The organism is Pseudoalteromonas sp. SG45-1, from assembly GCF_014164135.1.
Taxonomy (GTDB): domain Bacteria; phylum Pseudomonadota; class Gammaproteobacteria; order Enterobacterales; family Alteromonadaceae; genus Pseudoalteromonas; species Pseudoalteromonas distincta.
Genome location: NZ_JACJEP010000001.1, coordinates 190,919 through 216,074, shown reverse-complemented (window position 1 = coordinate 216,074; position 25,156 = coordinate 190,919). Strand labels below are relative to the sequence as shown.

23 protein-coding genes are annotated in these 25,156 nt (G+C 38.5%); 11 read left to right on the top strand and 12 right to left on the bottom strand.

Annotated features, from left to right (window positions below):
- Window positions 1–100 precede the first annotated feature (100 nt).
- Window positions 101–1,480 (top strand): VCBS repeat-containing protein, encoded by a 1,380-nt coding sequence (locus tag H5117_RS00940; protein WP_024597037.1) that lies wholly within the window; start codon window positions 101–103, stop codon window positions 1,478–1,480.
- A gap of 88 nt (window positions 1,481–1,568) precedes the next feature.
- Here the strand turns inward: H5117_RS00940 and H5117_RS00935 are convergent, their stop codons facing one another.
- The gene (locus tag H5117_RS00935; RefSeq protein WP_024603529.1) at window positions 1,569–2,024 is read right to left on the bottom strand and encodes a hypothetical protein; all 456 of its coding nucleotides are present in this window, start codon (window positions 2,022–2,024) and stop codon (window positions 1,569–1,571) included.
- 12 nt (window positions 2,025–2,036) lie between these two features.
- Window positions 2,037–2,312 (bottom strand): EF-hand domain-containing protein, encoded by a 276-nt coding sequence (locus H5117_RS00930; RefSeq protein ID WP_007581281.1) that lies wholly within the window; start codon window positions 2,310–2,312, stop codon window positions 2,037–2,039.
- 302 nt (window positions 2,313–2,614) lie between these two features.
- Here H5117_RS00930 and H5117_RS00925 point away from each other — a divergent pair, with 302 nt between their 5' ends.
- Entirely contained in the window at window positions 2,615–3,472 is an 858-nt protein-coding gene (locus tag H5117_RS00925; RefSeq protein ID WP_002958167.1) for a PA4780 family RIO1-like protein kinase, read from the top strand.
- Between the two features lie 24 nt (window positions 3,473–3,496).
- Here H5117_RS00925 and H5117_RS00920 read toward each other — a convergent pair whose 3' ends face one another.
- From H5117_RS00920 to fucP, 7 genes are all read right to left on the bottom strand, one after another.
- Complete coding sequence (locus tag H5117_RS00920) at window positions 3,497–4,171, bottom strand: response regulator (RefSeq protein WP_024597035.1); 675 nt, start codon at window positions 4,169–4,171, stop codon at window positions 3,497–3,499.
- 38 nt (window positions 4,172–4,209) lie between these two features.
- Entirely contained in the window at window positions 4,210–5,655 is a 1,446-nt protein-coding gene (locus tag H5117_RS00915; protein ID WP_182735972.1) for an ATP-binding protein, read from the bottom strand.
- The gene (locus H5117_RS00910; RefSeq protein WP_024597033.1) at window positions 5,655–6,185 is read right to left on the bottom strand and encodes a hypothetical protein; all 531 of its coding nucleotides are present in this window, start codon (window positions 6,183–6,185) and stop codon (window positions 5,655–5,657) included. The genes H5117_RS00915 and H5117_RS00910 overlap by 1 nt, the downstream gene beginning before the upstream one ends.
- A gap of 9 nt (window positions 6,186–6,194) precedes the next feature.
- Window positions 6,195–7,850: a YHYH protein gene (locus H5117_RS00905; RefSeq protein WP_182733501.1), complete on the bottom strand. Its 1,656-nt coding sequence runs from the start codon at window positions 7,848–7,850 to the stop codon at window positions 6,195–6,197.
- 79 nt (window positions 7,851–7,929) lie between these two features.
- The gene (locus H5117_RS00900; RefSeq protein WP_182735971.1) at window positions 7,930–9,855 is read right to left on the bottom strand and encodes a S9 family peptidase; all 1,926 of its coding nucleotides are present in this window, start codon (window positions 9,853–9,855) and stop codon (window positions 7,930–7,932) included.
- A 43-nt stretch (window positions 9,856–9,898) separates the two neighbouring features.
- Window positions 9,899–10,507, bottom strand: coding sequence for a flavin reductase family protein (locus tag H5117_RS00895; RefSeq protein WP_182712565.1), 609 nt, complete (start codon window positions 10,505–10,507; stop codon window positions 9,899–9,901).
- A 131-nt stretch (window positions 10,508–10,638) separates the two neighbouring features.
- The gene (gene fucP, locus H5117_RS00890; RefSeq protein ID WP_029753314.1) at window positions 10,639–11,946 is read right to left on the bottom strand and encodes an L-fucose:H+ symporter permease; all 1,308 of its coding nucleotides are present in this window, start codon (window positions 11,944–11,946) and stop codon (window positions 10,639–10,641) included.
- A 226-nt stretch (window positions 11,947–12,172) separates the two neighbouring features.
- Between fucP and H5117_RS00885 the strand changes: the two genes are divergently transcribed.
- The 6 genes from H5117_RS00885 to H5117_RS00860 all read left to right on the top strand — a co-directional run bounded on the left by H5117_RS00885 (window position 12,173) and on the right by H5117_RS00860 (window position 19,949).
- Window positions 12,173–13,390, top strand: coding sequence for an ROK family transcriptional regulator (locus H5117_RS00885; RefSeq protein WP_100218334.1), 1,218 nt, complete (start codon window positions 12,173–12,175; stop codon window positions 13,388–13,390).
- A gap of 234 nt (window positions 13,391–13,624) precedes the next feature.
- The gene (locus H5117_RS00880; RefSeq protein WP_182735970.1) at window positions 13,625–16,213 is read left to right on the top strand and encodes a TonB-dependent receptor; all 2,589 of its coding nucleotides are present in this window, start codon (window positions 13,625–13,627) and stop codon (window positions 16,211–16,213) included.
- Window positions 16,214–16,276: 63 nt separating this feature from the next.
- The gene (locus H5117_RS00875) at window positions 16,277–17,269 is read left to right on the top strand and encodes a carbohydrate kinase (protein ID WP_024598256.1); all 993 of its coding nucleotides are present in this window, start codon (window positions 16,277–16,279) and stop codon (window positions 17,267–17,269) included.
- A 445-nt stretch (window positions 17,270–17,714) separates the two neighbouring features.
- Window positions 17,715–19,244 carry a cryptochrome/deoxyribodipyrimidine photo-lyase family protein gene (locus tag H5117_RS00870; protein WP_182724970.1) on the top strand — a complete coding sequence of 510 codons (1,530 nt, stop codon included), beginning with the start codon at window positions 17,715–17,717 and terminating at the stop codon, window positions 19,242–19,244.
- 2 nt (window positions 19,245–19,246) lie between these two features.
- Entirely contained in the window at window positions 19,247–19,387 is a 141-nt protein-coding gene (locus H5117_RS00865; RefSeq protein WP_002958154.1) for a DUF2256 domain-containing protein, read from the top strand.
- 124 nt (window positions 19,388–19,511) lie between these two features.
- A complete protein-coding gene (locus tag H5117_RS00860) occupies window positions 19,512–19,949 on the top strand; it encodes an OsmC family protein (RefSeq protein WP_024593544.1) in 438 nt (145 codons plus the stop codon).
- A 76-nt stretch (window positions 19,950–20,025) separates the two neighbouring features.
- Here H5117_RS00860 and H5117_RS00855 read toward each other — a convergent pair whose 3' ends face one another.
- Complete coding sequence (locus H5117_RS00855; RefSeq protein WP_002958152.1) at window positions 20,026–20,208, bottom strand: 2TM domain-containing protein; 183 nt, start codon at window positions 20,206–20,208, stop codon at window positions 20,026–20,028.
- Window positions 20,209–20,425: 217 nt separating this feature from the next.
- On the opposite strand from H5117_RS00855, the gene H5117_RS00850 reads away from it, so the two are divergent.
- Together H5117_RS00850 and H5117_RS00845 are read left to right on the top strand one after the other, a co-directional pair.
- Window positions 20,426–21,193: an EAL domain-containing protein gene (locus H5117_RS00850; protein WP_182712562.1), complete on the top strand. Its 768-nt coding sequence runs from the start codon at window positions 20,426–20,428 to the stop codon at window positions 21,191–21,193.
- Window positions 21,194–21,307: 114 nt separating this feature from the next.
- Window positions 21,308–22,093 carry a putative porin gene (locus H5117_RS00845; RefSeq protein ID WP_182735969.1) on the top strand — a complete coding sequence of 262 codons (786 nt, stop codon included), beginning with the start codon at window positions 21,308–21,310 and terminating at the stop codon, window positions 22,091–22,093.
- A gap of 69 nt (window positions 22,094–22,162) precedes the next feature.
- On the opposite strand, the gene H5117_RS00840 is transcribed toward H5117_RS00845, so the two are convergent.
- A complete protein-coding gene (locus H5117_RS00840) occupies window positions 22,163–23,650 on the bottom strand; it encodes a dipeptidase (RefSeq protein WP_182735968.1) in 1,488 nt (495 codons plus the stop codon).
- 336 nt (window positions 23,651–23,986) lie between these two features.
- Here H5117_RS00840 and H5117_RS00835 point away from each other — a divergent pair, with 336 nt between their 5' ends.
- On the top strand, window positions 23,987–24,178 hold the full coding sequence (locus H5117_RS00835) for a DUF2986 domain-containing protein (RefSeq protein WP_182695033.1): 192 nt from the start codon (window positions 23,987–23,989) through the stop codon (window positions 24,176–24,178).
- Window positions 24,179–24,180: 2 nt separating this feature from the next.
- Here H5117_RS00835 and H5117_RS00830 read toward each other — a convergent pair whose 3' ends face one another.
- Entirely contained in the window at window positions 24,181–25,143 is a 963-nt protein-coding gene (locus tag H5117_RS00830) for a TDT family transporter (RefSeq protein WP_182735967.1), read from the bottom strand.
- Window positions 25,144–25,156 lie beyond the last annotated feature (13 nt).

Below are 25,156 nucleotides of genomic sequence, written 5' to 3'. Positions count from 1 at the left end.
GAAAAAGCCCCAGCGCTGGATAGTACGTAAAATTATGCGCTGACGCTGCTTAAATAATAAAAATTTTAACGATACAACTAAATATAAAAAAGGAATTTGCATGATAAAACCACTTTGCTATTCACTCATCACTTTACTTACCCCCATAAGCGTTATAGCTCAAACAATGGCAATAAAAACAACGGATGAATTAGTATCAACCGATTCAGAGATTTTATTTGCATATAATAAAGAATTAAAACAATTAGAAGCCATCAATTTACTTACATCACTTAGTAGTGAACTTGCTTTACCAAAAAACGCCATCGGGTTTGATGTGGCAACACTTGCTAACATCACCGATAAACAAGCACTCGTACTAACAAGTGATGGCGTATATAAAGCCCAAGCAGGTAAACCAACATTGTTGTTTAATTATGAGTCGGTTCTTAATCAATTAAAAATAGATAAATTTGAAAAAGTAGACTTTGTTTTCGATGCTAACAACGATGGTCTAAGCGATATTTTCATTCCTGGGTTAGCAAGCAGTACTTTATACATTCAAAATAAAGATGGCAGCTTTAAGCCTAACCAATTTAAGCAAATACCTAAATATGAAGGCCGCTTTTCAGGAAAAGGGCTTTCTTTAGAAGTTAATATTAACAATAAACCTGTGGTTATCGATTTTAACCACGACGGATTAAACGACCTGGTTTTTTCAAATGACTTTGGAGCAGATGTACTACTTGCTAATTCAGAGGGCTTTGAGAAAAAGCTCACCTCAATTGATTTTAGCATTGAGCTAGGCGAGCTAAGCAATGGCGAGACTCGCAAAATAAAGCAAATTATTGATATTAATAACGACGGATTTCTAGATTTTACAACCAGACAGTTTAAGCCTACACAAGGTATGGACTCGCTAGATATAAAAATAGCACATACTTTGTACCTAGGGAGTGCTAAAGGTTTTGCTAATACGCCCATTACCTTATTTGAAACACAGGGCCCTAGTGAGTTATTGCTCAAAACTGATTTTAATAATGATGGCTTAATTGATTTACAAAAAATGGACTTAGATATTGGCTTAGGTACTATCGCCTCTATGGCATTAGGCGGTGGCAGTACTGATGTAGATGTAGAAATGAATCTTTATAAGCAGCAACCCGACGGCTCATTTGCCAATAAATCGAGTATTGAACTTGATTTAGAAATGGAAGTGGGGATGAATGGCGATGAATCAGAACCGGCTCTCTATTTAGGTGACATTAACGGCGATAGCTATATTGATGCGGTATACAAATACAGTAAAAAAACGCTGTATATTTATTATGGAGAGCAAGACTCACTGCTAAATGATAAACGCAAAAAATTAAAGCTAACGCTGCCTAAAAATAATAAAGATATTCTTCTGGTAGATATAAACCAAGACGGTAAAAAAGATTTTGTATTTAAATTTACCGAAGAAGATGGCACCAGCAAAATAGAAACACGATTAAATTAAGCCAATAAAAAAGCCCAACAGAATTAACCGTTGGGCTTTGGACTTAAGACTTTCGAGTAACAGTCAGCTTTACTCTAAGTAATAACACCTAAGCAGTTACATTTAGCAGTGAATCGCCTTCACTTAAACCAAACTTCTCTTGCACTGATGCAAGGATTGATTCTTTATCTTCATCAGACAACTGGTTTGAATACTCAGTTAAGAGCTCATCTAAGTAGCTCACTACCTCGTCTGTATCGACTGATTCTAATGAGTTTTGTGGCGGTGGCGGCGGTCTTTGACCTTCTGCTCTTCCTGCATCACCAATGCTTTTAGCATCAAACTCGAGTTCGCCCATTAAATCAGCAAGCTCTTTTGTTGGTTCAATACCTTGTTCTTTAAATGCAGCTTGAATACTTTGCGCATCGTCGCTAGTTAAGTTTTCTGCATCAAACTGTGCAAGCGTTTCTTTAACAAAATCACTTTGCTCTGTTGTTAATTTTGCAGCTTGACTACTTTGTTGCGGCACAAAACTCACAGAGCTGCTGCCAATATTATTAATCATTTTAGTATCCTTTCAACGTTCACGACGAGGTGGTTTATGATCGCTAAGCTCTTGTTCACTAATTTCGCCATTACCATCGGCATCTATAGAATCAAAAATTGTTTGTGCATCACCGTGCGGCGGTTTTTTAGCACTAAACTCTTCAAAGCTGATTACGCCATCACCATCAGTATCAATAGTTGAAAAGTCAGGTTTTTCAGGAGGATTGTCACCGCCTCGAGCAGCTACATTAGCTGAAAAAGCAATAGATAATATTGCCACAGTGGCAAGAGTTGAAAAATGCTTCATAGTAATAACCTCGTATTTAAGAATTAAACTAAGCTTACGCTTTAAAAACGCAAACAATGTGCAAATAATGAGGAAGTAATAAATTATTTTTAATAAAAACTGATGATTCAAAAAAAGTTCTGGTTGATTGCTTTGCAATCAATATATAAGCTAATAAAATAATACGATTAATTACTCTCTGGCAGTAGTGTTACTGCCCTTAATTCTCAAAGCTGATATACTGCTTGAGCCAATTAAACAAACAAATACAGAGCACTTTCATAAATAATGATTAATAACCAACCCTACTTAGCAGGCAATCTGTGAAAATACCTAAACGCCTACAACCTCTTGTTGATGATGGCCTTATTGACGAAGTAATAAGCCGACTAATGAGCGGTAAAGAAGCCGATGTATTTATTGTGCGTTGTGGTGAACATATTCGCTGTGCGAAAGTGTATAAAGATGCGGTTAAACGTAGTTTTAAAAAAGCGGCACAATATCAAGAAGGCCGAAAGGTACGTGGTGGACGCCAAGCGCGTGCTATGGGTAAACGCTCTAGCTATGGCCGCCAATTAGAAGAAGAAATTTGGCAAAATGCCGAAGTTGATGCGTTATCTCGTTTAGCTGGCGTGGGTGTACGTGTTCCTGATACTTACTTTTGTATTGATGGCGTGCTGCTTATGGAGCTCGTCTCTGATGAAGATGGTAACGTAGCCCCTCAACTAGGACATGTCGTTTTTAGTGAAGAGCAAGCGATTGAGCAGTATAAACTCATGATACATTACATTAAGCTAATGCTTTGCGCAGGTATAATACACGGTGATTTATCTGAGTTTAATGTACTTGTAGATAATAACGGCCCTGTAATTATAGATTTACCGCAAGCCGTTAACGCCTCAGCAAATAACAGTGCACAAGCTATGTTCGCACGCGATGTCAATAACATACGCCGATACTATGGTGAATTTGCGCCAAGCATACTAAAAACTCAATACGCTAAAGAAATGTGGGCACTATTTGAAGAGGCCAATTTAACGCCTAATTCAACGCTTACAGGTGAATTTGAAGACAGCGACGAACTTGCTGATGTAGATTCTATTCTTGATGAAATCCAAGCTGCCGAATACGAAGAGTTTGACCGTTTAGAGCGAATTAAAAATGCTGACGACGATGAGTAACTCATCGTCATAGCTCATTCCACCTTACTGTGGATGCACAAACCGGTAGCCAACCCCATAAACAGACTGGATAACACTTTCAGTTTGTGTCACTTCATCTAGTTTTTTACGCAACTTTTTAATATGGCTATCAATTGTACGGTGGCTCACAATACGCTGATCGGCGTACATAGTGTCCATTAAGCTATCGCGCGAATAAATACGATTTGGGTTGTTAAACAAAGGTTTAAATAGCTGAAATTCAAAGTTCGTCAATTCTATGCTGTTAGATTTATATTTTACGCTATAGCTGCTTTCGTCAAGCTTCATTGTTGACTCTGTAACGTCACTTGCGTTATTTAATCGCCTTAAAATAGCTTTTACGCGTGCCACCAGCTCAGCATAACTAAACGGCTTACAAATATAATCATCTGCACCTAATTCCAGCCCAAGCAGCCTATCTATTTCTTCTACTTTTGCCGATACCATAATAATAGGCACATTTGAAAAGCGCCTGATTGCTTTACACAGTTCAATACCACTTTGACCTGGTAACATTATGTCTAGCAAGATTACACTCGGCCTGTTAATTTCAAGCCAAGGTAATACTTCATTCCCGTGATGTATTTGATGAGTAATAAAGTGATGGCTGCTTAAAAAGTCACTCATTAAGTTAGCTAGCTTTACTTCATCTTCCACAATTAGTATTTGTTCACTCATAGGCATCTCTGTAAGTAACCTTAACTTTATTTTATAAGCTAAATAGTTGGCAATCTAATAATAATAGCAAGGCCGCCTAAGCTGGCTTTTTCTGCAGCGATTTCACCTTTATGACCTTTAACTATATGCTGGCAAATAGATAAACCTAAGCCAGAACCGCCTTCTTGGCGATTACGCGAACTATCTACTCGGTATAAATACTCAAATAAATGCGATAAATGCGACTGATCTACACCTACGCCATTATCTTCGATTATAAGCTCTAAATAAGTTTGCCCTTTAATGCTTATATTATTAGCCGTTAAAGAAATAGTTGTACATTGTGCATAGTGTACTGCGTTCATTAGAATATTATCGAGTAGCTGCAAAAGGCGTGTTTTATCTGCTTGTACAGTTATGTGTTTAGCGCTATTTAGTAGGTATATTTTTATATTATGTTGTTCAAGCAAAACCTGATACTTTTGCTCAATAGTATTTAATAATAACGCCATATCAGTAGGTTGCATAGTGTAGTGCATACCTCCTAACTCTGCGCTATTGAGCATATGCAAGTCGTCTATTAAGCGTTTTAAATGTAGGGCTTCATCGTTAGCCGAACTTATATTTTTTGCGTTCGGTTCTCGTATACCAAGTAGCATAGCTTCAAGTTCACCGAGTAAAATACTCATTGGCGTCCTAAGCTCATGAGAAATATTAGCAAGCCAACGCTTACGTACTTGCTCATCTTTAGCGAGTGTAAATGCAAGCGTATTAAAATCTTCGCTCAACTGTCCTAGCTCGTCTTTTCGCTCAAGTGTGAGTTTGGTCTCGTAATTACCTTGTGTTAAGCGATGCATACCGTTAGCAATTTGCTTTACAGGGCTTACTAGGTGACGAGACAATAAAAAAGTAACCATTAATGTTAGCAATACCGCAGCTAAAGCAATAAACCATAAGTAGTTAGTTTGCTGCTGTAAAAAATCAAGCTCATAGCCATCAACCAAGCTATCTCTTTTAGAAACTGCTAAGTAACCCACTATTTTATCGTTAACAATAATTGGGGTTGTTATATATTTTAAATCGCTGAGGTATCTACCTACTACTCGCTGTTTATTTTCGTCAAGCAAAGCGTAGTGAGCAATATTTTCTGGCGGTGGGCGGCGATCTTCCTCCAAACGAATATGATCTGGCGGCGGTCGTCGCATCATTCGCCCACGCGGACCAGTGCCTTCTTGTGGCCTAGGCAAAAACTGGCTATTTTCTAATTGCGATTCAACACGTTTTCTAAAGCTTTCGCCATTGCCGACAACATGCTCCCATGAGGGTGTTTGTTCGTATTGCTTTGCAAATTGCACAACAAGTGGTTCAAGCGCTTTCACCTCTTTTGCATTAACAAAATCAATTACGCCTTGCCCTATGCTCCACTGTATAAGAACCACAAGCCCTGCAATAACACTAAAGGTAAAACTAAATAGTATTAAAAAAAGTTTATTATGAATTTTCATTAATGCGTGTTTTCAACCTTGCTAGGAAAGCTCTCAAATCGGTATGTTATAAACTCTTTGGTTTGGTCGTTAACATACAGCGTAGCAACTATTTTTTTACCTTGAGCGGTCCAATACATATGACCATGATTATTTAAAGTAACCGATACGGTATTTATACCAGTTTTAAATAAGTTAGCAGGTAAATGCAACGCTTGTCCGTAAATTCGCTGTATTTTAACCCCATTAATGTATAAATGAGCATGACCTTGTAAAAAACCGGTGTCTTGGTTTGTTGTCACGCCCATCATTTGTTGCATGTTCATCGTGCCCTCTGGCGGCACAGACAAATCATAACGCTGTGTATCTAAAATTAAGTTATAACCCGACATACTATCTTTTAATAACTTAAGGCTTAATGCCGGGATTGGCGTGTCATTTGGCACAGCTATAGGCATATGGCTATGATCCATCATTTCCTGCTGCGCAAAGAGCTTGAAGCTCAATAGCGCAGCAGTTGTTAGGATCAATGCGTATTTAAAATAACGCATAGTTACTCCTTACATTCCCGGTGGTGGACCCATTGTTTCGCCAGTATCACAGCGACCAATTGAATTAGCGGCTAATTGACCTTTAAAACGAGGCCCTATTTGATAAGGAAAAGAAGGCTGTAATTTACCATCACTGTCTAACGTTAGTGTTATATGGTAGTGATAACCCTTACCATCATTAGTATCGTGGCCGTTATGCTCATCTAATTGAGCACCGGTTACTGTTTTTTGCGCGTAGTAATAATCTTCAAAGTAATAACCATCGTCGGCATTCAATGTATTACCAGAGAGCGTCGTTACTTGTGCACCTATAGCAGGACCTGCATCACTTGTTTGTGTACCTTGGCTAACATCGTATTGATCAACTAAGGTACAGCTTCGCTCACCCTCAGTACCACAACCCCCTTCACTTGTAGGTGCACCGTAATCTCGCATTTCCCAGCCACTTAATGCTAGTTGTCCGTTACTTTCATAAGGACCATAAAGCGGATAGCCATCAGCTGCAAACCCATAGATAGGTGAATGCGCATCGCCATCATCTTCAAGTAAATCAGCTAAGCAACTAGTATAAAAATGGTGATGATATTCACCGTTAGCAGCATGTCCGCCACACACATCAACATCATATTGCTCAGCAATGGGCGCTAATGTATACCAAATATTATTTCCGTAGCTCATACCATCGCCCCAGTTAAATATACTGGTGCCATTAACCATTAAGCCAACTGTACCTAAACCTGTTTCGCAAGTTTCAGCGTCAGATAAATCGGTAGGTGTTAGCGGAAAATATGCTTCAACCGCTTGTTCTGTTGGGCAACCCGGTCCTGGAGGCCAATAACCTGCACCGCCTGTGTCATCACAGTTTTCAGTGCTGCTGTTATAGCCAATATCTTCACCAAAGGAAATGGTTTGCCCTACTGCTGCAGAAGTTACACCGTTATAAAAATCGGTAGCTGCACGCGGGCGGTTATTTAACGCGTCTACTTGGTCTTGTGTAAGCGTTACATCATATTTAGGAATGTCAGTAGTTTGCACATACATGTATTCAACGTCAGCATCTTCCTCAGTAACGCTAACAACCTCAACTGATTGAACATCTTCAACCACTGCACCATTATTTTGTATGTATGTAGAAGTTGTATCGTTGTTAATTAACCAGCTGGTAAGTTTTGCACTATTATCAACTGTATCTGAGTCTGATGAAGCAATAACATTAACTATAACTGTATCTACAACGACATCGTTTGTGCCATCATCTGCACTAATTTCAAATACAAGTGCTTCATCGGTTAAAACTTCAGGTGCAACAAACTCTGTAGACGTTGCAGTACTTGAAGATAAACTAACGGTAGTGCCTGATGTTTGTGACCAACTAACCGATACTTCACCGTCATCTTCAACCATTGAACTTAAATAAACGGTATCGCCCGCATTAACAGTTTGGTCAATACCAGCATCAACCGTTGGAGCACTATTACTGACTGTATCGCCGTCTGTTGCAGTACTTGTTGAATCGCTATTACATGCGCTTAAAGCGATACAAAGCGCACTTAACGCAAATAACTTAGTTGCATTAGCGGCTTTTGTTTTAAGAAGTGTTTTCAATGCTTGAACCTTTACTTTAACGTTTAATAAAACAAAGTTAACAAGTAAAAGTGCAAACAATGTGCACAAACAAAGGAAGATTGTGATCAAAAAAGACAACCTAAGTTGTCTTTTTGCTATTTAACTGGAGTCTGGCTATTTATTTTTTCAAATGTTTATCAAAAAAGTCTAAAAATGCCTGAAGAGTTTTAACTCTGTGTTCTTGATAAGATAAGTAATGATCGCCATCCTCAAGCTCAATATAAGTTACATCTTTTGCTTCATCATCAAGTTCATCCTGCATTTCTCTACTATGATAAACAGGTACCACACTGTCGTCAGTTCCATGTACAAGCAATATTGGTCTTGTTATTTTTTTAGCAAAATTCACTGGAGAATTAGCTTCTAGTAAATCATCATCAGTTCCAAACTGCTTTCTAACGATATTTTTGTTTGTAAAGTGTCGTGCTTTACTCACTAAATACTGTAAATCACTTACCCCAGCAAAACTAGCTGCACATTTAAACGTTTCTGGGTGCTTAATTACAGCCATTAACGCTGCATAGCCACCATAGCTAGCACCACCAATACAAATGCTATCTGCTTGTGCTATTCCTTGGTCAATTAACCAGTTTGCACCGTCTTGCAAGTCATCTTGCATAGCCAAACCAAAACCTTGAATTGACTGCATTAAAAAGTCGTGCCCATAGCCACTCGAACCACGGAAATTAGGCTGTAAAACAGCATATCCGTTATAGGCTAATAAAGCTGTCCAGTAATCAAAATTAGCATAATCCCTTGCCATGGGGCCGCCATGTGGAAATATAATTGTTGGTAACTTATCACCTTCTTTATATTCTACTGGTAGAGTTAGATAGCCTTCTATTTTCAAGCCATCTCTTGCCTTGTAGCTAATGCGCTTTTTGCCTCTGTATACAGAGGCATCTATTTGCGGATAAACATCAGCAATTGCACTCACCTGCTTTTTTACTCTATCCCCAAATAAATAACTACCCGACGTTTTGTCTGAGCTGATATAGAGTATATATTTTTGCTGATCTTTACTGGTACTTACAATGTCTAATTTATATTCATCTTTAGGGAGCGATACGCGCAAAGAACGATGTAATTTATCTAAGTCTTTATCCCAATATTTAATACCATCATCTAAATGTGAATCAGTAAAGCCTGCTACTTCGCCAGTTTGTTGTGAATAAAAAATAGACCCATCAAAATCATATTTACTATTACTGTAAATTAGCTCGCGAGCTTTAGTCGTTAAATTGAGTTTAAATAATGCATCGCGTCCTTCATGTAACGCAGTGATGTATAAAAAATTAGAGTCTTTATCAAACCCTAATATAGAAATACTTTGCTTACTAAAAACCTCATAATCAAATAAAGTTTCCCACGACTGTTTATTCTCATCAAAATAATCGTAAGTAAATTGCGTATCGTCCATTTTTTTTGCAATACGAACTTTACCTTGCCTGTCGGCAAACCAAGTAACTACATTACTGCGTGGTCTTTGTATTTGTGTCTTACGTAATGTGGTTAAATCTAACTCATAAACTGCTGGGGTATTTGCTATTTTAAAATCCCCTTGAACTAAAATTTTATTTTCTTTTTCAGGTAAAAAACTAACAATTCGGTCTGAATATTGTGGCTGGATTTCATCTCTTACTGTGTTGGCTTTAAAAGCTAATTTAAGACCTTTATCATTTTTAAAGTTATACGCATACATAAGCGTTGATGTATATTTAACTCCGCCAAACTGATATTTTATATAGCGAGCACCAAGTAACAGTACGTCATCATTTGCCCAGTTATACCAATCAAAAAACACTGTATGGTTATTTGAGTTTATAATTGGTGTTGTAACCCCCGTCTCCAAGTTTTTAACCATTAAGATTAAAGTCCCTTGATGGTTTCTTACAAAAGCGAGGTTCTTACCATTGGGGGATAGCTTAACTTGGCTAAAATCTTTTAAGCCGGCAAAAACTTCTATAGGTAGTTTTTTATCTTGTGTGGCAATAGAGCCAAAACTTTGCAAAGCAATTAACAAAGTGAAAATGAACTTAAACATTCGTAAATCCTTTTATTATTGTACTCCTAAGTAAACGATTATTTCACAACTGTGGCCTTTTAAGCAAAAACTTATCTTTGGTTGTACTAAAGTAATCGCCGCCCATTTTGCCCACTGCATTTAATAATTCAGGGTCAATATAGCCACCACTCATCACTTCATCGTCTATACAAATACCCACTACATCCAGCAACATCATTTTTCCGCCGCCAGGCTCATTTGAAATACTAATAACTTCGCGTAATTTACATTCAAACCGTACTTTTGAATCGGCAACGCTTGGTGCATTTACTAACTTACTTGGAGCTTGGGCAATGTTAGCTGCATCAAATTCGCTTATATCACTAGGATAATTTGCACAACTTTGATTCATTTTTTCAACTAGCTCTTGGCTGACAATATTAACCACACATTCTTTAGTTGCCATTAGATTACTGAGCGTATCTTTATTCGTTTTATCACTAGGGTTTACTTGCGTAACACTTAAAACAGCTGGCTTGCAACTAGCCACAGTAAAAAATGAATAAGGCGCAATATTTGCAATACCTTCGCTATTTAATGTACTTATCCATGCGATAGGCCGTGGGCTGATACCGCCTACTAAGTAAGAGTAAACATTTTGGTTGGTATTTTCGGTGAGATCTAAAAACATATTTTTTCAACTAAATAAGAATATCAACATGCCTAATATCTTAATCCGATGAAGGTTGGGGTTAAAGAAGATTTACAAATGAGAAAAGTTAAAAAGTAAAACCGAGCCTTCAGGCTCGGTTTTCAATCCATTTAGCAAGGCGCTACATTATTGAATACTCTGACTTTTGTTTTTAAATCAAATGCAGCATAAGCTGCAACAATAATAAAACACCCCGCAGGCACAACATAAGAAAACGCGACACTGTATGTATCAATAAACACAGCTTGGAATACAGGAACTATCGCTCCACCTAAAATAGCCATTACTAAACCAGCAGCACCTAGTTTTGCATCATCGCCTAACCCATGTAGTGAAATCGCGTAAATAGTTGGAAACATTAACGACAAGCAAGCCGATATACTTACCAGCGCCCATACGCCACTTATATTTGGCATTTTCACCATATAAAAACACAGCAGCATTGCAATAATAGAGGTTGCCATTAACAGTTTGGCAGGACGAATAAATCCCATAAGCCAGGTCATTACAAATCGAGAAACTAAAAAGGTGATCATACTGTATTGTAAAATACTTCCCCCGGTAACTTCATTTGTATCGAGTGCCTCCATTACGTACTGGATGGTAAATGTCCATACACAAGTTTGCGCCGCAACATTAAAAAACTGGGCGATAACACCAAAGCGGTAATGGGTATTTTTAAACAAACGCTTAAACGTTGCACTAAATTCTACATGCTTAGAGACTTTTTTTTGCTTACAAAAATTAGGTGTTTTAGTAAACGCAATTGCCAACCAAATAAAAACCAACACACAAGCCATACCAACATAAGGCACCATAACTGCATCAAGTTCTGCGCTTATAATGCTAGTTAATTGCTCACTATTCATATTTGTGCGCTCACCAGAGGTTGCGGTATTGAGCTTTGGTAAAATAAGGGTAGCGGCTAAAAAAACACCAATGTTAGTACCGACAGGGTTAAATGATTGCGCCAAATTCAACCTGCGAGTTGCACCTTGTTGGGTGCCCATTCCCATTACATAAGGGTTTGCTGATGTCTCTAAAATAGATAAGCCTCCAGCTAACACAAACAAAGCCACTAAAAAAAAACCATAAGTCATTGCTTGGCTGGCGGGATAAAACAAAAATGCTCCGATTGCAGCCATCCCTAAACCGGTTAACACACCTGTTTTATACGAAAAGCGTTTATTGATATATGCCGCCGGAATAGCTAGGCAAAAGTAAGCTCCATAGTAGCTAAATTGTACCAATGCAGACTGCACTGACGACATAGTAAAAATTTTACTAAACACTTTTACTAGCGGATCAGTCATGTTTGCCGCAGCTCCCCATGCAGCAAAGCACAGAACAAGTAAAATAAAGGGAACCACCATCTCCTTGGAGACAAGAGGTGTTTGTGTGTGTGTGTGTGTGGTCATTGCCGTGTCTCAGTTGTTAATGTTAAGTAAAGCATTTAACCAGTTAAATATCATTCCGTCAATAAATCAACTATAGTTATTTATTGACCTCCTGTGACTTATTAATACTCTGTCGTAAATTTAATAATAAGAAATGAACCCGGCAATAAAGCTAATATAGTCGCCAATTACACACACTCGGTGTACAATTAATCAGGTTATTCAAGATAATAACAACTAGGTAGGAATAATTATCAAATCTAAAAACCCTCGACTCTCTTTACAAGAAGGCCGAAGCCAATCTGGCCTGCGTGCTCATAATGAACGCCGAATTATGTCATTAATTCGCCAACACGGTAGTGCTCCAAAAGCTGAAATTGCACAAAAAACAGGGCTTTCAGCACAGGCCGTCACAGTAATTATCAATAGTTTAGAAGCCGAATCGTTATTAATACGGAAAGACCCTCAGCGTGGTAAGGTTGGCCAACCAACCATCCCATTTGCGTTAAATCCAGATGGTGCATTTGGAATTGGCTTAAAAGTAGGTCGTCGCAGTTTTGATTTAACCTTGATTGACTTAGTAGGAAATATACGCGCAACTTTGCACGAAAACTGCGCTTACCCCACAGTACAGAGCTTGCTAACCTTTTTAGAGAAAGGGATCAGCGTACTTAAAATGAGCTTAAGTGACGAATTAGCCAAGCGTATCTTAGGTGTGGGTGTTGCAACCCCTTACGAAATTTGGAACTGGACAGAAGAAGCCGGCGCTCCAAAAACAGTATTGAATGAATGGAAGTCTTTTGATTTTAAAGAAAAAATAAATCAAATTGTACATCTTCCCGTGTATGTATGTAATGATGATACCGCTGCTTGTTCAGCTGAATTAAGCTTTGGTAATCCTGCTCGTTTTAGCGATTTTTTATATATTTTTATTGGTACTTTTATTGGTGGTGGAGTTGTTATAAACGAAACCTTATTTACTGGTAAAAAAGGTAATGCCGGCGCTATAGGTTCATTACCTAGGCCTATGCTTAATAGTGAAGGACAACTAACCTCCCAACAACTTATTATGCAATCATCACTGTATATTCTCGAAAAAATGCTCAAAGGTGATGGCTACAATACTGACATACTATGGAGTTCAAAAGAGTATTGGGGAGACTTAGGCCCCGTACTCGATAAGTGGATAGACCAAGTTGCAGATGGCCTCGCCTACGCGGCATTGTGTTCTTTAGCTATTTTTGATTTTGAGGCAATTGTCATTGATGGCGCCATTCCTATCAATGTCAGAGAAAAAATAGTTTTGGCAACAAAGTTAAAATTGAGCCAGGCTGATCATCGCGGTATTAATCGCTGTGAAGTACAAAGTGGCTCTATTGGCGCCAAGGCTCAATCAGTAGGCTGCGCTAACCTTCCGTTACTTATCAACTTTTCTCAAGATCACGCAAGCCTTTCACACCACTAATATACTTTAAAGTTAAAAAGCAGCCATCGGTAACGTTGGCTGCTTATTTATTTTTTATCAGAGGTAAAAAATTCACTTAAACAATCAAAAAGCTGTACAAAAAATAATAAGTAATAATAGTTGATTTATTATTTTAAGTTCTCTACATTCTATTTACAAATTTGATAACACTGACATGTTTGATTAATAAAACCGCAAGTTTGTATACACACACAACAAAGAGAGAACAGAAAAATGAAAGTATCAGCAAAAATGACTCTAATTGCAGTCGCTGTAGGTCTATCCATATCCCCTAGCGTCTTGTCACAAGAGCAACAAGAAGCAAAAAGTGATTTAGGGTTTGAGCGCATCATTGTAACGGGAACATCTCGGCCAAAAGAGAAAATCGAATCAACTAATGCAATAACTACCTTTAACGAAGCAAAGTTAGAGCAATTGGCTCCGCACAGTGTTGCTGAATTAGTGCGAAGTATTCCTGGTTTTCATGCCGAAGACACCGGTGGAGAAACCGGTAACAACGTAGCCCCACGAGGCTTTCCGTTATCAACGCAAACAGAGTTTACAGCACTACTTCGTGATGGTATGACCGTGTTTTATAATCAAGATATTTTATTTACTCAAAATGATCGCTTTACCCGTTTGTCTAATTTTGTTGGCAGCGTTGAAGCTATTCGTGGTGGTGCCTCGTCAATTTTTGTTGGTAGCGCGCCAGCTGGGTTTATTAATTTTATTTCTCGTGAAGGCTCCGATGATACCCAAGGTGATGTGTTTTTTGAAACCAACAGCAACAACCGCCTAGGTGGACAAGGTTGGGTTAGCGGATCAATAGACGATCAGACAACCTATGCTGTTGGCGCTTGGTATCGCAAGGATGACTCCGCACGCGATCCGGGGTATACAGCTAACCAAGGTGGTGAGCTTAATGGCAATATTAAGCACTTTTTTAAAGATGGCAGCGGCTTTACCCGCTTTGAGTTTAATAAACAAAACGATAGATCATTCTTTTTTATTCCTCAGCCATTAATAGGCTCAACCACCAATGCTAAAACAATCCCAGGCGGGATGGATATCAGAGATGGCACCACCGGTAACTCAGCAGGTGCGCGTTTATTAACTCTTAATAACACCCCAAGCGGCGACATTGATTTGGATATTGCAGATGGTAACTACGCTAATGTGACCTACTTTGGCAATACAACCGAAATTGAAATCAACGAAAACTTAGTCTTTTCAAATCAAATGCGTTATACCGATATGCTAACAACCTTTACCGGCATCATTAACGTAGGTAACGCCGAATCGTTAGCTAGTAAAGCACAAGCTATATATTCTGCAAATACTGATGTCCTTGCAGGTGCCATGGTTGATGGTAACCTAAGTTACGATATACGCGATGCAGGAAACGGCTTTGTATTGGCTGATTCAAGCAACGTAAATACCTACAACACCAATGGATACGGAATAAACGCAGGCTTTTGGCATAGACGTTTTGAAGGCGATAACTTTCAAAACGAAACCAGATTCAACTACACCTTTGATGATGTAGGCGAAGGGACTCTTTATGCTAATTTTGGCTTATTCTTCTCTAATATTAATGGCCATGTTACCGACTATCGAATTAATACACTGCAATCAGTAGAGCCCCTGCCGCAGCGCTTAGATGTTGTATTTACAGATGCACAAGGTCTTGACATTGCCAGCGGTACTTACAAAGGTATTCAGGCTGGATCACATGGTTTTGCCGATATTGTTTATAGTGAAAATACCCTTGCGCCCTTTGCTGACTTTGAATACGAGCTTGAAGATGTGTCGTTTAATCTGGGCCTAAGGTACGAAACCCTCAAAGCAGATGGGGAAGCGCAAAACCAAGCTAATTACACAATTGACAGTTTTGCCAGCGATACTGATACCGTCAATGGGAATATTACCCTGCCCTTTGGTGATGGGACTTACCGAAACTTTGATGTTGAATACAACGAAATGGCATGGACAATTGCAGCTAACTACAAATTTAACGACGACTTAGCGGTATTCACTCGATATGCAGATGGTTTTCGTATGCCTGATGTAGATAAATACATGGCGATTACCAACCTAACTAGTCAAGAGGAAATTAATCAATTTAATAACTCTGAGAGACGCGAAACACAACCAGCTTCAACGGTAATGGCCGAGGTGGGCATTAAATATAACGAAGGTGATGTCGCAGCATTTGTAACCGGTTACTTCGCCGCTGCGGATGATTTATTCTTTAATGTACCTACTGTTGAAAATGGTCAAGTAGTGCAACGTCAAGCCTTTAGAAACACAGAAACCTTAGGTGTAGAAGCCGAATTTAACCTGCAAATCACCCAAGACTGGCGCATTGGTGTATCTGCAACGTACCAATCACCCGAATTTGTAAACACACCAGCGGCGCAATACTTGGATGCTAATGGAAGCTCTGCCTCTATTGATATAAACGGCAACTTACCTGTACGTGTGCCTAAGCACTTTGGCCAATTAACTAGTAGCTATCAGTTTGAAGATTTTTCGTGGGGTATGGCAGCTATTCATGGTAGCTACTCTTGGAGCGGTAAACGTTATGCCGACGACGCCAACACAGCAGAACTGCCTATGTATGGCATGTTAAACCTTGGTTTATCCCTTGAAAACGAAGACGGTTATTACCTTCGTGCCGATGTTAAAAACCTAAATAACTCAGAAGGCTTATCAGAGGGGGATCCTCGCGCAGGTGAAACGGTAGCAGGTCAAGCAACTACATTTAATGCGCGCGTTGTCTTACCTCGTACCTTTAGCCTTACTATTGGTAAGCGTTTTTAATTTTACTCTAATCTAGGGTATCGTCATGCAAAGCGATACCCTCGCAATTTTTAGGAAAATATAATGGAAGTAGTTGCAATTGGTGAAGCTTTAATAGATATACTCTCACATGACTGCATGCACAATAAGGCATCAAATAGCGAACTAGACTTCACACAGTTTGCCGGAGGCGCACCCGCTAATGTTGCTGTAGCCGTAGCAAAGCTTGGTGGTTCAAGTTATTTGCTTGGTAAAGTAGGCAATGATAAATTTGGTCGCTTTTTAATAAATGCACTCAAAATGTATAATGTAAACACATCTTATGTTGGCTTTTCAAAAAAAGGGAAGACGGCACTCGCGTTCGTATCGTTGGATGAAAACGGTGAACGTACATTTGAATTTTACGATAAAGATGCTGCACATTACGATTTACAAATAACCGATTTAGAGCCCTCTTTATTTTCAACACCTAAAATTGTGAGTTTTTGTTCAGGCTCTTTTGCAAAACCTTTAGTATTAAATACAACCTTACATGCGCTAAAACACTTTAAAGAATCAGGCTCGGTTACATGCTTTGACATTAACTTTCGTTCAGCCTTCTGGGATGAACCACTCACAGCTAAATCTGTTATTGAGGATGTTGCTAAAACAGTTGATGTTATTAAAGCGAGTAAAGATGAGCTGATCTCGCTTTATGGAATAGAGCATATTGATACCACTATTAGAAGTTGGGTAGATAGTGGCGTAGCTTTAGTTTTAATGACCGATGGTGGCGAGCCTATTACTTTTTCATCTAGCTCATTTAGTGGTACTTATCCTTGCCCTAAGGCATATGTTGTGGATACCACAGCTGCAGGCGATGCGTTTGTAGGTGGTTTTTTATATCAAATATCTTCGCTAGTGAGTAATAAAACAGAATTTACTGACTGGGCAAATAACTTTACTAACGTTTCAAAGGCTATCGACTTTGCTACTAAATGCGGAGCCAAAACAGTAGCAACGTTTGGAGCCTTTGATGCCCTACCTACATACCATGATATCTCGGCGAGTACCCTTAAATCTTCGTGTCGATGTTAAAAACCTAAATAACTCAGGAAACTTATCAGAGGGAAGTTTCACTCAGGTGAAACGGTAGCAGATCAATCAATTATATTTAATGCGCGCGTTGTCATATCTCGTGTCTTTAGCTTTACTATTGGTAAGCGTTTTTAATTTTACCCTAACTGAGGGTATCGTCATACAAAGCGATACCCCCGCAAGTTTTAGGAAAAGATAATGGAAGTAGTTGCAATTGGTGAAGCTTTAATAGGTGTACTCTCACATGACTGCAAGTGCCAAAATTGCTTAAGTATCACGGTAATTCTCCCTATTTATAATACTTCTTTTATTGGCGACTCATTTTAGTATCACCTTAACATGAGTTGCCTATATCAAAATCGTTTTTACACTAGTCTTCTTTTACATTTAATACGTATTGGTTTTGTCCTGTTATTTATAATGCCACGGTTTTAATATTGCCAGTATGAAAGAAAAAATAAACATCGTGTGGTTTAAACGTGATTTACGTCTTAGCGATCATCAACCATTAAAAAATGCATTTAGCAATGGCTTACCGACCCTGTTACTTTATAACTTTGAGCCATTACTGCTCGAAGATGCACACTACAATGAGCGGCACTGGCGCTTTGTGTATCAATCGATAGTTGAGTTAAATAATCAGCTAGCGCGTTTTAACGCCTGTGTTTATATATTTAATTTAAATATGAACGATTTACTTGAGTCGATAAAGACGCAGTTTGAAATAGTTAATATTTTTAGCCATCAAGAAATAGGCTTAAACAACACCTTTGAGCGCGATAAGGCAATAAAAGCATGGTGCCAGCATAACCACATTAATTGGCAAGAGTCGCAAACAGGCGCGGTAATTCGCGGCAAAAAAAATCGTAATAATTGGAACGAACGCTGGCAGCAAACAATGCAAGCACCTATTGCTGTTCCTAATTGGAAGAGTATAAAAACAATTACCCTTAATAACTATCAAGCGCCTGAGCTGCCAAGCGCTTACACTCAAGATCACGACAGCTTTCAACAAGGTGGCCCACTGCATGCGCGAACTGTAATGCAGAGTTTTTTTGCCGAGCGCGGTAAAGGTTATCAAAAGGGAATATCGAGCCCAAGTTTAAGCCAAACCCACTGCTCTCGGCTTTCGCCCTATCTAGCATGGGGGAACATTAGCCTTAGGCAAGTGTATCAAATGACCATTGATGAATATCATTCAAAACACCCTGACAAAAGAGGTTGGAAACGCCCACTAGCAGCGTTTGTATCGCGCTTGCATTGGCACTGCCACTTTATGCAAAAGTTTGAAAGCGAGTGCTCTATGGAGTTTTTAGCTCTTAATCCGGGTTATCACGTATTTCCGTATCGTGATGATGAACGTGTGAAAAACGATATTGAACGCTGGGCGCAAGGTCAAACAGGTATTCCAATTATTGACGCTTGCATGCGCTGCTTAAAAGCCACCGGTTATATAAACTTTAGAATGCGCGCCATGCTTGTAAGCTTTGTAACGCATCATTTAAATATAAGTTGGCAGCAAGCAAGCTTTCCGCTCGCTAATTACTTTTTAGATTTTGAGCCAGGGATTCATTATCCGCAAATTCAAATGCAAGCCTCGGTCACAGGTATTAATACCATTAGGCACTACAACCCAATTAAGCAATCAGAAGATCAAGACCCAACAGGTTCGTTTATTAAAAAGTGGTGCCCCGAGCTTGAAAAACTCCCTATTGAATATTTACATCAGCCTTGGGAGCAAACTCCAATGGAAGCACTCTTTAACGACTTTAAGTTAGGGGAGGATTACCCTGAACCCATGCTTGATTTAACAGCGGCCTCAAAAGAAGCACGCGAACGCTTATGGCAATACCGTGAGCGAGCCGATGTTAAACGTGCCATAGGGAAAATTCTTAAAAAGCACGTTGGGGGGACTCAAAAAGTTACTCGAACAAAAAGTAAAACGGATACTAAAAATAACAGTAAGGCTAAGTAAGCATGGCGCACAAAAAACTAAACTTACCTCAAAAAATATGCCCTATTTGTAATAAACCTTTTACGTGGCGTAAAAAATGGCAGCGCGACTGGGATAACGTTATTTACTGTTCAGAGCGCTGTAAGCGAAATAAACAGGGGTAACAATTAACTGGCGCCTATTTTGCAACATCATCAGTAATTAGTGCTTTTAAGGCTTTATATAAGTTTATTTTGTAAATAACGCTTAGATAACCTGAAAAGCTTACACTCTAGCAAGGAGAAGATGATGACGATTAAAAAAACGGCAAGTTCAACATGGTCTGGCGACATTAAAACAGGCAAAGGTAGCATATCAACTCAAAGTGGCGCGCTTAATAAACAACCTTATGGTTTTAATACCCGCTTTGAAGATGAGGCGGGCTCAAACCCTGAAGAATTAGTAGGTGCAGCGCACAGTGCATGTTTTAGTATGGCGCTTTCACTTGCATTAGGTGATGCAGGCTTTACCGCAGATAAAATTGATACTAAAGCCACTGTAAGCCTTGATGAAGTAGATGATGGTTTTTCGGTGACGCATATTGCCCTTGAGGTAAAAGCGCGTATTGATGATATTCAAAACGAGCAGTTTCAAGCTTTATGTGAGCAAACCAAAAAGAGCTGCCCTATTTCAAAACTCTTAAATACCGAAATATCACTAGATGCGACACTTCAATCAGCATTTTAAATATTTAGGTTTAGATTACTGTAAATAAAGCACATTAAATTAAAGCCAAGTAAATTATTACTTGGCTTACTAATCATCAAGATACCTTTTTAGAGCTGCTTATACCTAAGACTTCAGATAATAAAGCGATCCCCATGCCAAGCGCGGGCCAAATCACCCATAAGGTGTTTGGTGATGTAATTAAATTAATTAATCCTAAAAACACTAAAGCAACTGCATACTGTTTAAAACTTTGAAATATTGTTGTTGATGTATTCATGTTTATCCTCCTGTTAATGTATAAATCTATTTTTATATAAAAACGAAATGCAAACTCCTGCCAAATGTCATTAAATAGCATGACATTAGTCATCATATTACTCACATATAAACAATCACTTATTACGTTAAAAAAAATATAAACTAATACTTTAATCTATTTGTGTTAGGATCTACCCTCAACTAACTTTAAAAATAAACATCAGAGGATGAACTAAGTGATCGAAAAATCAAAAGATTGTGAAAAAGTGACATGTAGTAATTGTGCTGACGCCAACGATCTTGAATTTGATTTTTCTATGGCTTTTCAACCGATTATAAACTGTAAAACTCGCCTAATTTATGGCTATGAAGCATTGGTTAGAGGTTTAAATGGCGAGTCTGCTTATTCAATTATTTCAAAAGTGAATGAAGACAACCGCTATGCATTTGATCAGCTTTGTCGTATTAAAGCTATTCAACTAGCCGCAAAGCTGGGCATAACATCAATGCTAAGTATTAATTTTTTACCTAATGCTATTTATAAACCAGAACGATGTATACGCACCACACTAGAAGCTGCAAAAAAGTATAACTTTCCTATTCAAAATATTATGTTTGAATTTACTGAAGTAGAAAAAATAGAAGACACCGCACACATTAAACGCGTTGTTGATTACTACCAGTCTCTCGGATTTAAAACGGCTACCGATGACTTTGGTGCAGGTTATTCTGGTTTAAATCTACTGGCTGACTTTCAAACAGATATTATCAAGCTTGATATGGCGCTAATACGCGATATAAGCAACGATAAAAAACGCCAATTAATAGTAACTCATTGCTTAAATATGTTTCGCGACTTAAACATTACCGCACTGGCTGAAGGAATTGAAACAGTAGAAGAATATACGTGGCTAAAAAACGCAGGTGTTGAGCTTATGCAAGGGTATTTATTTGCCAAACCAAGCTTCGAAAACTTGCCTGAGGTAACCTACGTTTTTAATTAGGAAAACCTACAATATGCAAACACTTTATTACAATCATTTAATTGCCTCATAAAACCGCATTAACATAATACCCATTATAGCAACAAGCTTACTCAATTATAAGAAGGGATACTTATGCGCTTTTTAATGCCACTCACTTTACTCACACTTAGCTGCACAGCGTCTGTAAACGCTGAGCAGTCACAATCAAAACAATGGTTTAACTCTATAAACTACGCAGAAATTGATTCTGATTATTACAGCGATGATGTGTATGGGCTATCAACTCACTATTACTTTGAGAAGCAGCAAAACTCTGGTGTTTGGGATGATTATGGCTACTTGGATACAGATAGTAATATAGGCTTAAATTATTTTAATTCAGATGGTTACAGTGGAAAAGGTATTTTTGGAGAAGGTTTTTACGGCAATGCTTTTGCAACTTTTGAACTACCTAATATTGGTGATGCCGACAACTATTCACTAGGTTTAGGTTACTTATTTGCTGATTCACTAAAAGTATCTGTACGTATGTTAGATTATGAATATAGCGATACAGTTTATTTGTTTAAAGCTCAGTATAATCATGAAATTAACGACACCGACTACATTGGTTTTACTGTTGAAACAGATGATGAAACAGAGTCGTGGGACCTATCATCACGTTACTTTGCCCATCTTTATGATGACAGCTATTTTGCTGTAAATGTTGACTATCTAGATGTTGGCGACGACTCAGTTTTTAATGTGCTCGCAAACTATTACTTCAATAAAAATGTTGCAGTCGGTATTGGCTCAAACGACTCTGATTTAGTTATTGAAGGTAAGTACTTTATTAATGATAGCTACTACTTCACAGCTAATTACACTGATAATGATAACTATGATATATACAATCTTAGCTTTGTAGCCCAGTTTTAATAAACACAAAAAAGCCGCCTTGCTGGGTCTGCTCAGTTAACCAAGGCGGCTTTTACTAAACAACTATAACTACATATTACCAAGCTCTATCATCATTGCTGTGTACATACGTAAATTCAGTTCAAGTTGCTCAAGTGTCATAAATTCATGCTCTGAATGACCTGTGTAGCGCTTACCCGGCATTGAAGGGCCAAACGATACAGCATTATCAAACAGCTTTGCGTTAGTGCCACCACCTATTGATACAAAGTCAGCTTTTTCGTCGCCCGTAAAATGCTTGAAAATATCAAGCAGCTTTTGCGCATGTGGCGCGCCATCAAGTAGCATAGGTGTGCCAATAATTGTTTCTATGTTAGCAAGTGTTACATTGTTAGTAGCTTGCCAATTAGCGAGTGCATCATCAATTTGCTTTTGTAATACAGCTTCGTCTTTACCCATTGGGCGACGTGCATTTACAGCAAGTGTTAGCGCATTACCATCGCGCTCAATAACGGTTGGTGCCACTGTCATTGGGCCCATAAAGTCGTGCTTGTAAGCTATTTCGCCAAATTGTTTACCGTGAATATCTAAACCAATTAACTGATTCACAAAGTCGATTAGCTCGCCGTCACTGTTATTTTCAAGCTTCACACCTTTAAATAACTCAGCTAAATAAGCAATAGCATTTATACCCGACTCCGGCTCAGATGAATGCGCCGACATACCTTTAACGCTTATTGCTAAACCATTACTTTTTTCACTAAAGTTAAATTCAACTTTATTTAATGTTTTAGCTTTTGCTTTTAATGTATTAATAAGTGCCGCGTCTGCATTGTGAAGCACTAAGCTGGCGTCTTCTGGAATTTGGCTTCTAAACGCACCGCCAGTTACATCCTTTACATATAAACCCGTTTGTGGTGATGTTGCATTAAAAGTAGGTGCAATTAAGCTCCAGCCTTTCTCGGCAACCACTACAGGGTATGATGCATCAATCGTTACTGCATATTTTGGTTGTTCATACGTTTTCATAAATTGAGTAAGCGGACCCCAATCAGACTCCTCAGCAAGGTAAATCATAAGCTCAATACGGTTATTAAGGGTTATGCCTTTATCTTTAATTGCTTTCATGGCGTAAAGCGCTGTTGCTATTGCACCTTTGTCGTCCTCAGTACCACGACCAACTAATTTACCCGATTCAGATGTATCAATAATAAAAGGGCTTTGTTTCCATTTACTTGCATTAGCAGGTTGCACGTCGCCGTGGGTTACTACCGTTACTTTTTCGCTTTGCTCGCCCATACCAATTAATACGGTGTAGCCTAAATCTTGGTAGTCAAAACCAAGCTCTGCGGCTTTCATTTTTAAAAGTGCTTTAAAGCCAATAAAATCGGGATTTTGAGGAGTGCTAATGTCGCTTTTATTAACCGTCGGAAAAGCCACTAAGTTAGTTAGTGTGTGTACTTGAGCATTTTGGTAGGTATTTACTGCGTAATCGGCAACGCTATCAATATTTTTATTTAACTGCGCATGTGCGCCAAATGCAAATAAAGCAATACTGGCTAAAGCTAACTTTTTCAAAACAATTCCCATTTAATTAATAGCTAAGAGCGGTAATTATAACGCTATGAGTTACTTACTTATAGCTCTTTACGCCAAACGCGCAGATTACTTAAGGTAAATAACCTGAACTCTGGATAATAAATCTATCTCAAGCAGCTATTTCCAGCGCTAACTGCGTTGAACTTACTTGCAATAGGCCAGCTATTGACGCGTAAGTTCGCCTTGTTTTCACTGAAAATCTCTGGCTAGAGAAAATAAATTTAAATATCACTATAGTTCAATACGCTGGTAAACCTCTTACCCAGAGTTCATGTTAAATATTTATATAGCAGCTTTTATGAGGATGACTGTATAATGCGCGACTTAAAATTAAGAGAGTATTTAATTGTGAACCGTCGTAAAAAAATCGTCACTAAATTTCAAAAAAAAGATAAACGCACTAACGCTAAACTACACAAAAGCAACAAACCTGGTTATGTGTCAAAAGCTGAGCGCGAAAAACTAGCTGAGCAAGAAAATAATGAGCCACAGGTAATCCAAGAGTAACTTTACGTTACCTGTTGCTTTGATAATTTAAAGTGGCAAAAGTACCGACCACTTACATAACCAACCACTGCCGTGGCAACTATAAGTTCAAACGTAGCTAAGTAATTAACTGTATCTACATATGGCATTGCGAGGTTTATACTTTGCATCCAGTCTTTCATTTTAAATAATGCAGTTGCCCCAATAACCATTGGAAATGTAAAAGCAGCGTAGCTCGGCGTAAAAGGTCTGCGTAATAACTTTATAAATAACACATAAACAATCAGTGTTTTTATTATCGCTAATATAAATAATGCCCCCACTATAACAAGTGACGGATTAGCTAAAACATGAAAATACCCCACTAATGTTAAACTGGCTGGTGCTGCTAAAATGGCAAGTGTTGGCTGCATTTCGTAGTCACTTTTTAAGGCTAATAAAAAACGATAAAACATAATTGGCAGCATTATGGCGTACGTTGATATACCAATAACTAACGCACTATAAGCTAACCACGCTAATGTCGGATTACCCAAAAAAGTAACATCTGCAATAATGATCCCCACTGGTGGCACAAACCAGCTAGGCGCCATATCTTCAAAATTAAACTTTTTTGCTCGCTGGTATAAAAAACTCACCAAAAAGGTTAGATGCAACACAAAAGCTAAAACCCACATAATGTCGCCAGCTAATTGGTTAAATTGCCCAACTGAGTTTGAAATAACAAGATTAGCCATTGCAAATGTAGGGATCACACTTCCTGCAACTGGGTGTGCTAAATCGGCTTTTAATAAATGAGGGTGTAGTAAAAACTTAGCAGCCAAAAGTAAAACTAATACGCCAGCTAATACCGCTCCCAAAAATTGCCCTTGGGAGTTTAAATTAAAAACGTTTTCCCATGTCCATCCCATACTAGTAATACCCAAAGCTAAACCGGCCATAGCTGTTGGCGCACCCATCACTTTATTTTTAAATTGCTTAAACACTGTACTTCCTAAT

Excerpts from the sequence above, each read along its gene's own strand:
- H5117_RS00940 (WP_024597037.1), top strand. The coding sequence starts at position 101 with ATGATAAAACCACTTTGCTATTCACTCATCACTTTACTTACCCCCATA.
- H5117_RS00935 (WP_024603529.1), bottom strand. The coding sequence starts at position 2,024 with ATGATTAATAATATTGGCAGCAGCTCTGTGAGTTTTGTGCCGCAACAA.
- H5117_RS00930 (WP_007581281.1), bottom strand. The coding sequence starts at position 2,312 with ATGAAGCATTTTTCAACTCTTGCCACTGTGGCAATATTATCTATTGCT.
- H5117_RS00920 (WP_024597035.1), bottom strand. The coding sequence starts at position 4,171 with ATGAGTGAACAAATACTAATTGTGGAAGATGAAGTAAAGCTAGCTAAC.
- H5117_RS00915 (WP_182735972.1), bottom strand. The coding sequence starts at position 5,655 with ATGAAAATTCATAATAAACTTTTTTTAATACTATTTAGTTTTACCTTT.
- H5117_RS00910 (WP_024597033.1), bottom strand. The coding sequence starts at position 6,185 with ATGCGTTATTTTAAATACGCATTGATCCTAACAACTGCTGCGCTATTG.
- H5117_RS00900 (WP_182735971.1), bottom strand. The coding sequence starts at position 9,855 with ATGTTTAAGTTCATTTTCACTTTGTTAATTGCTTTGCAAAGTTTTGGC.
- H5117_RS00895 (WP_182712565.1), bottom strand. The coding sequence starts at position 10,507 with ATGTTTTTAGATCTCACCGAAAATACCAACCAAAATGTTTACTCTTAC.
- fucP (WP_029753314.1), bottom strand. The coding sequence starts at position 11,946 with ATGACCACACACACACACACACAAACACCTCTTGTCTCCAAGGAGATG.
- H5117_RS00880 (WP_182735970.1), top strand. The coding sequence starts at position 13,625 with ATGAAAGTATCAGCAAAAATGACTCTAATTGCAGTCGCTGTAGGTCTA.
- H5117_RS00875 (WP_024598256.1), top strand. The coding sequence starts at position 16,277 with ATGGAAGTAGTTGCAATTGGTGAAGCTTTAATAGATATACTCTCACAT.
- H5117_RS00870 (WP_182724970.1), top strand. The coding sequence starts at position 17,715 with ATGAAAGAAAAAATAAACATCGTGTGGTTTAAACGTGATTTACGTCTT.
- H5117_RS00865 (WP_002958154.1), top strand. The coding sequence starts at position 19,247 with ATGGCGCACAAAAAACTAAACTTACCTCAAAAAATATGCCCTATTTGT.
- H5117_RS00860 (WP_024593544.1), top strand. The coding sequence starts at position 19,512 with ATGACGATTAAAAAAACGGCAAGTTCAACATGGTCTGGCGACATTAAA.
- H5117_RS00855 (WP_002958152.1), bottom strand. The coding sequence starts at position 20,208 with ATGAATACATCAACAACAATATTTCAAAGTTTTAAACAGTATGCAGTT.
- H5117_RS00845 (WP_182735969.1), top strand. The coding sequence starts at position 21,308 with ATGCGCTTTTTAATGCCACTCACTTTACTCACACTTAGCTGCACAGCG.
- H5117_RS00835 (WP_182695033.1), top strand. The coding sequence starts at position 23,987 with ATGCGCGACTTAAAATTAAGAGAGTATTTAATTGTGAACCGTCGTAAA.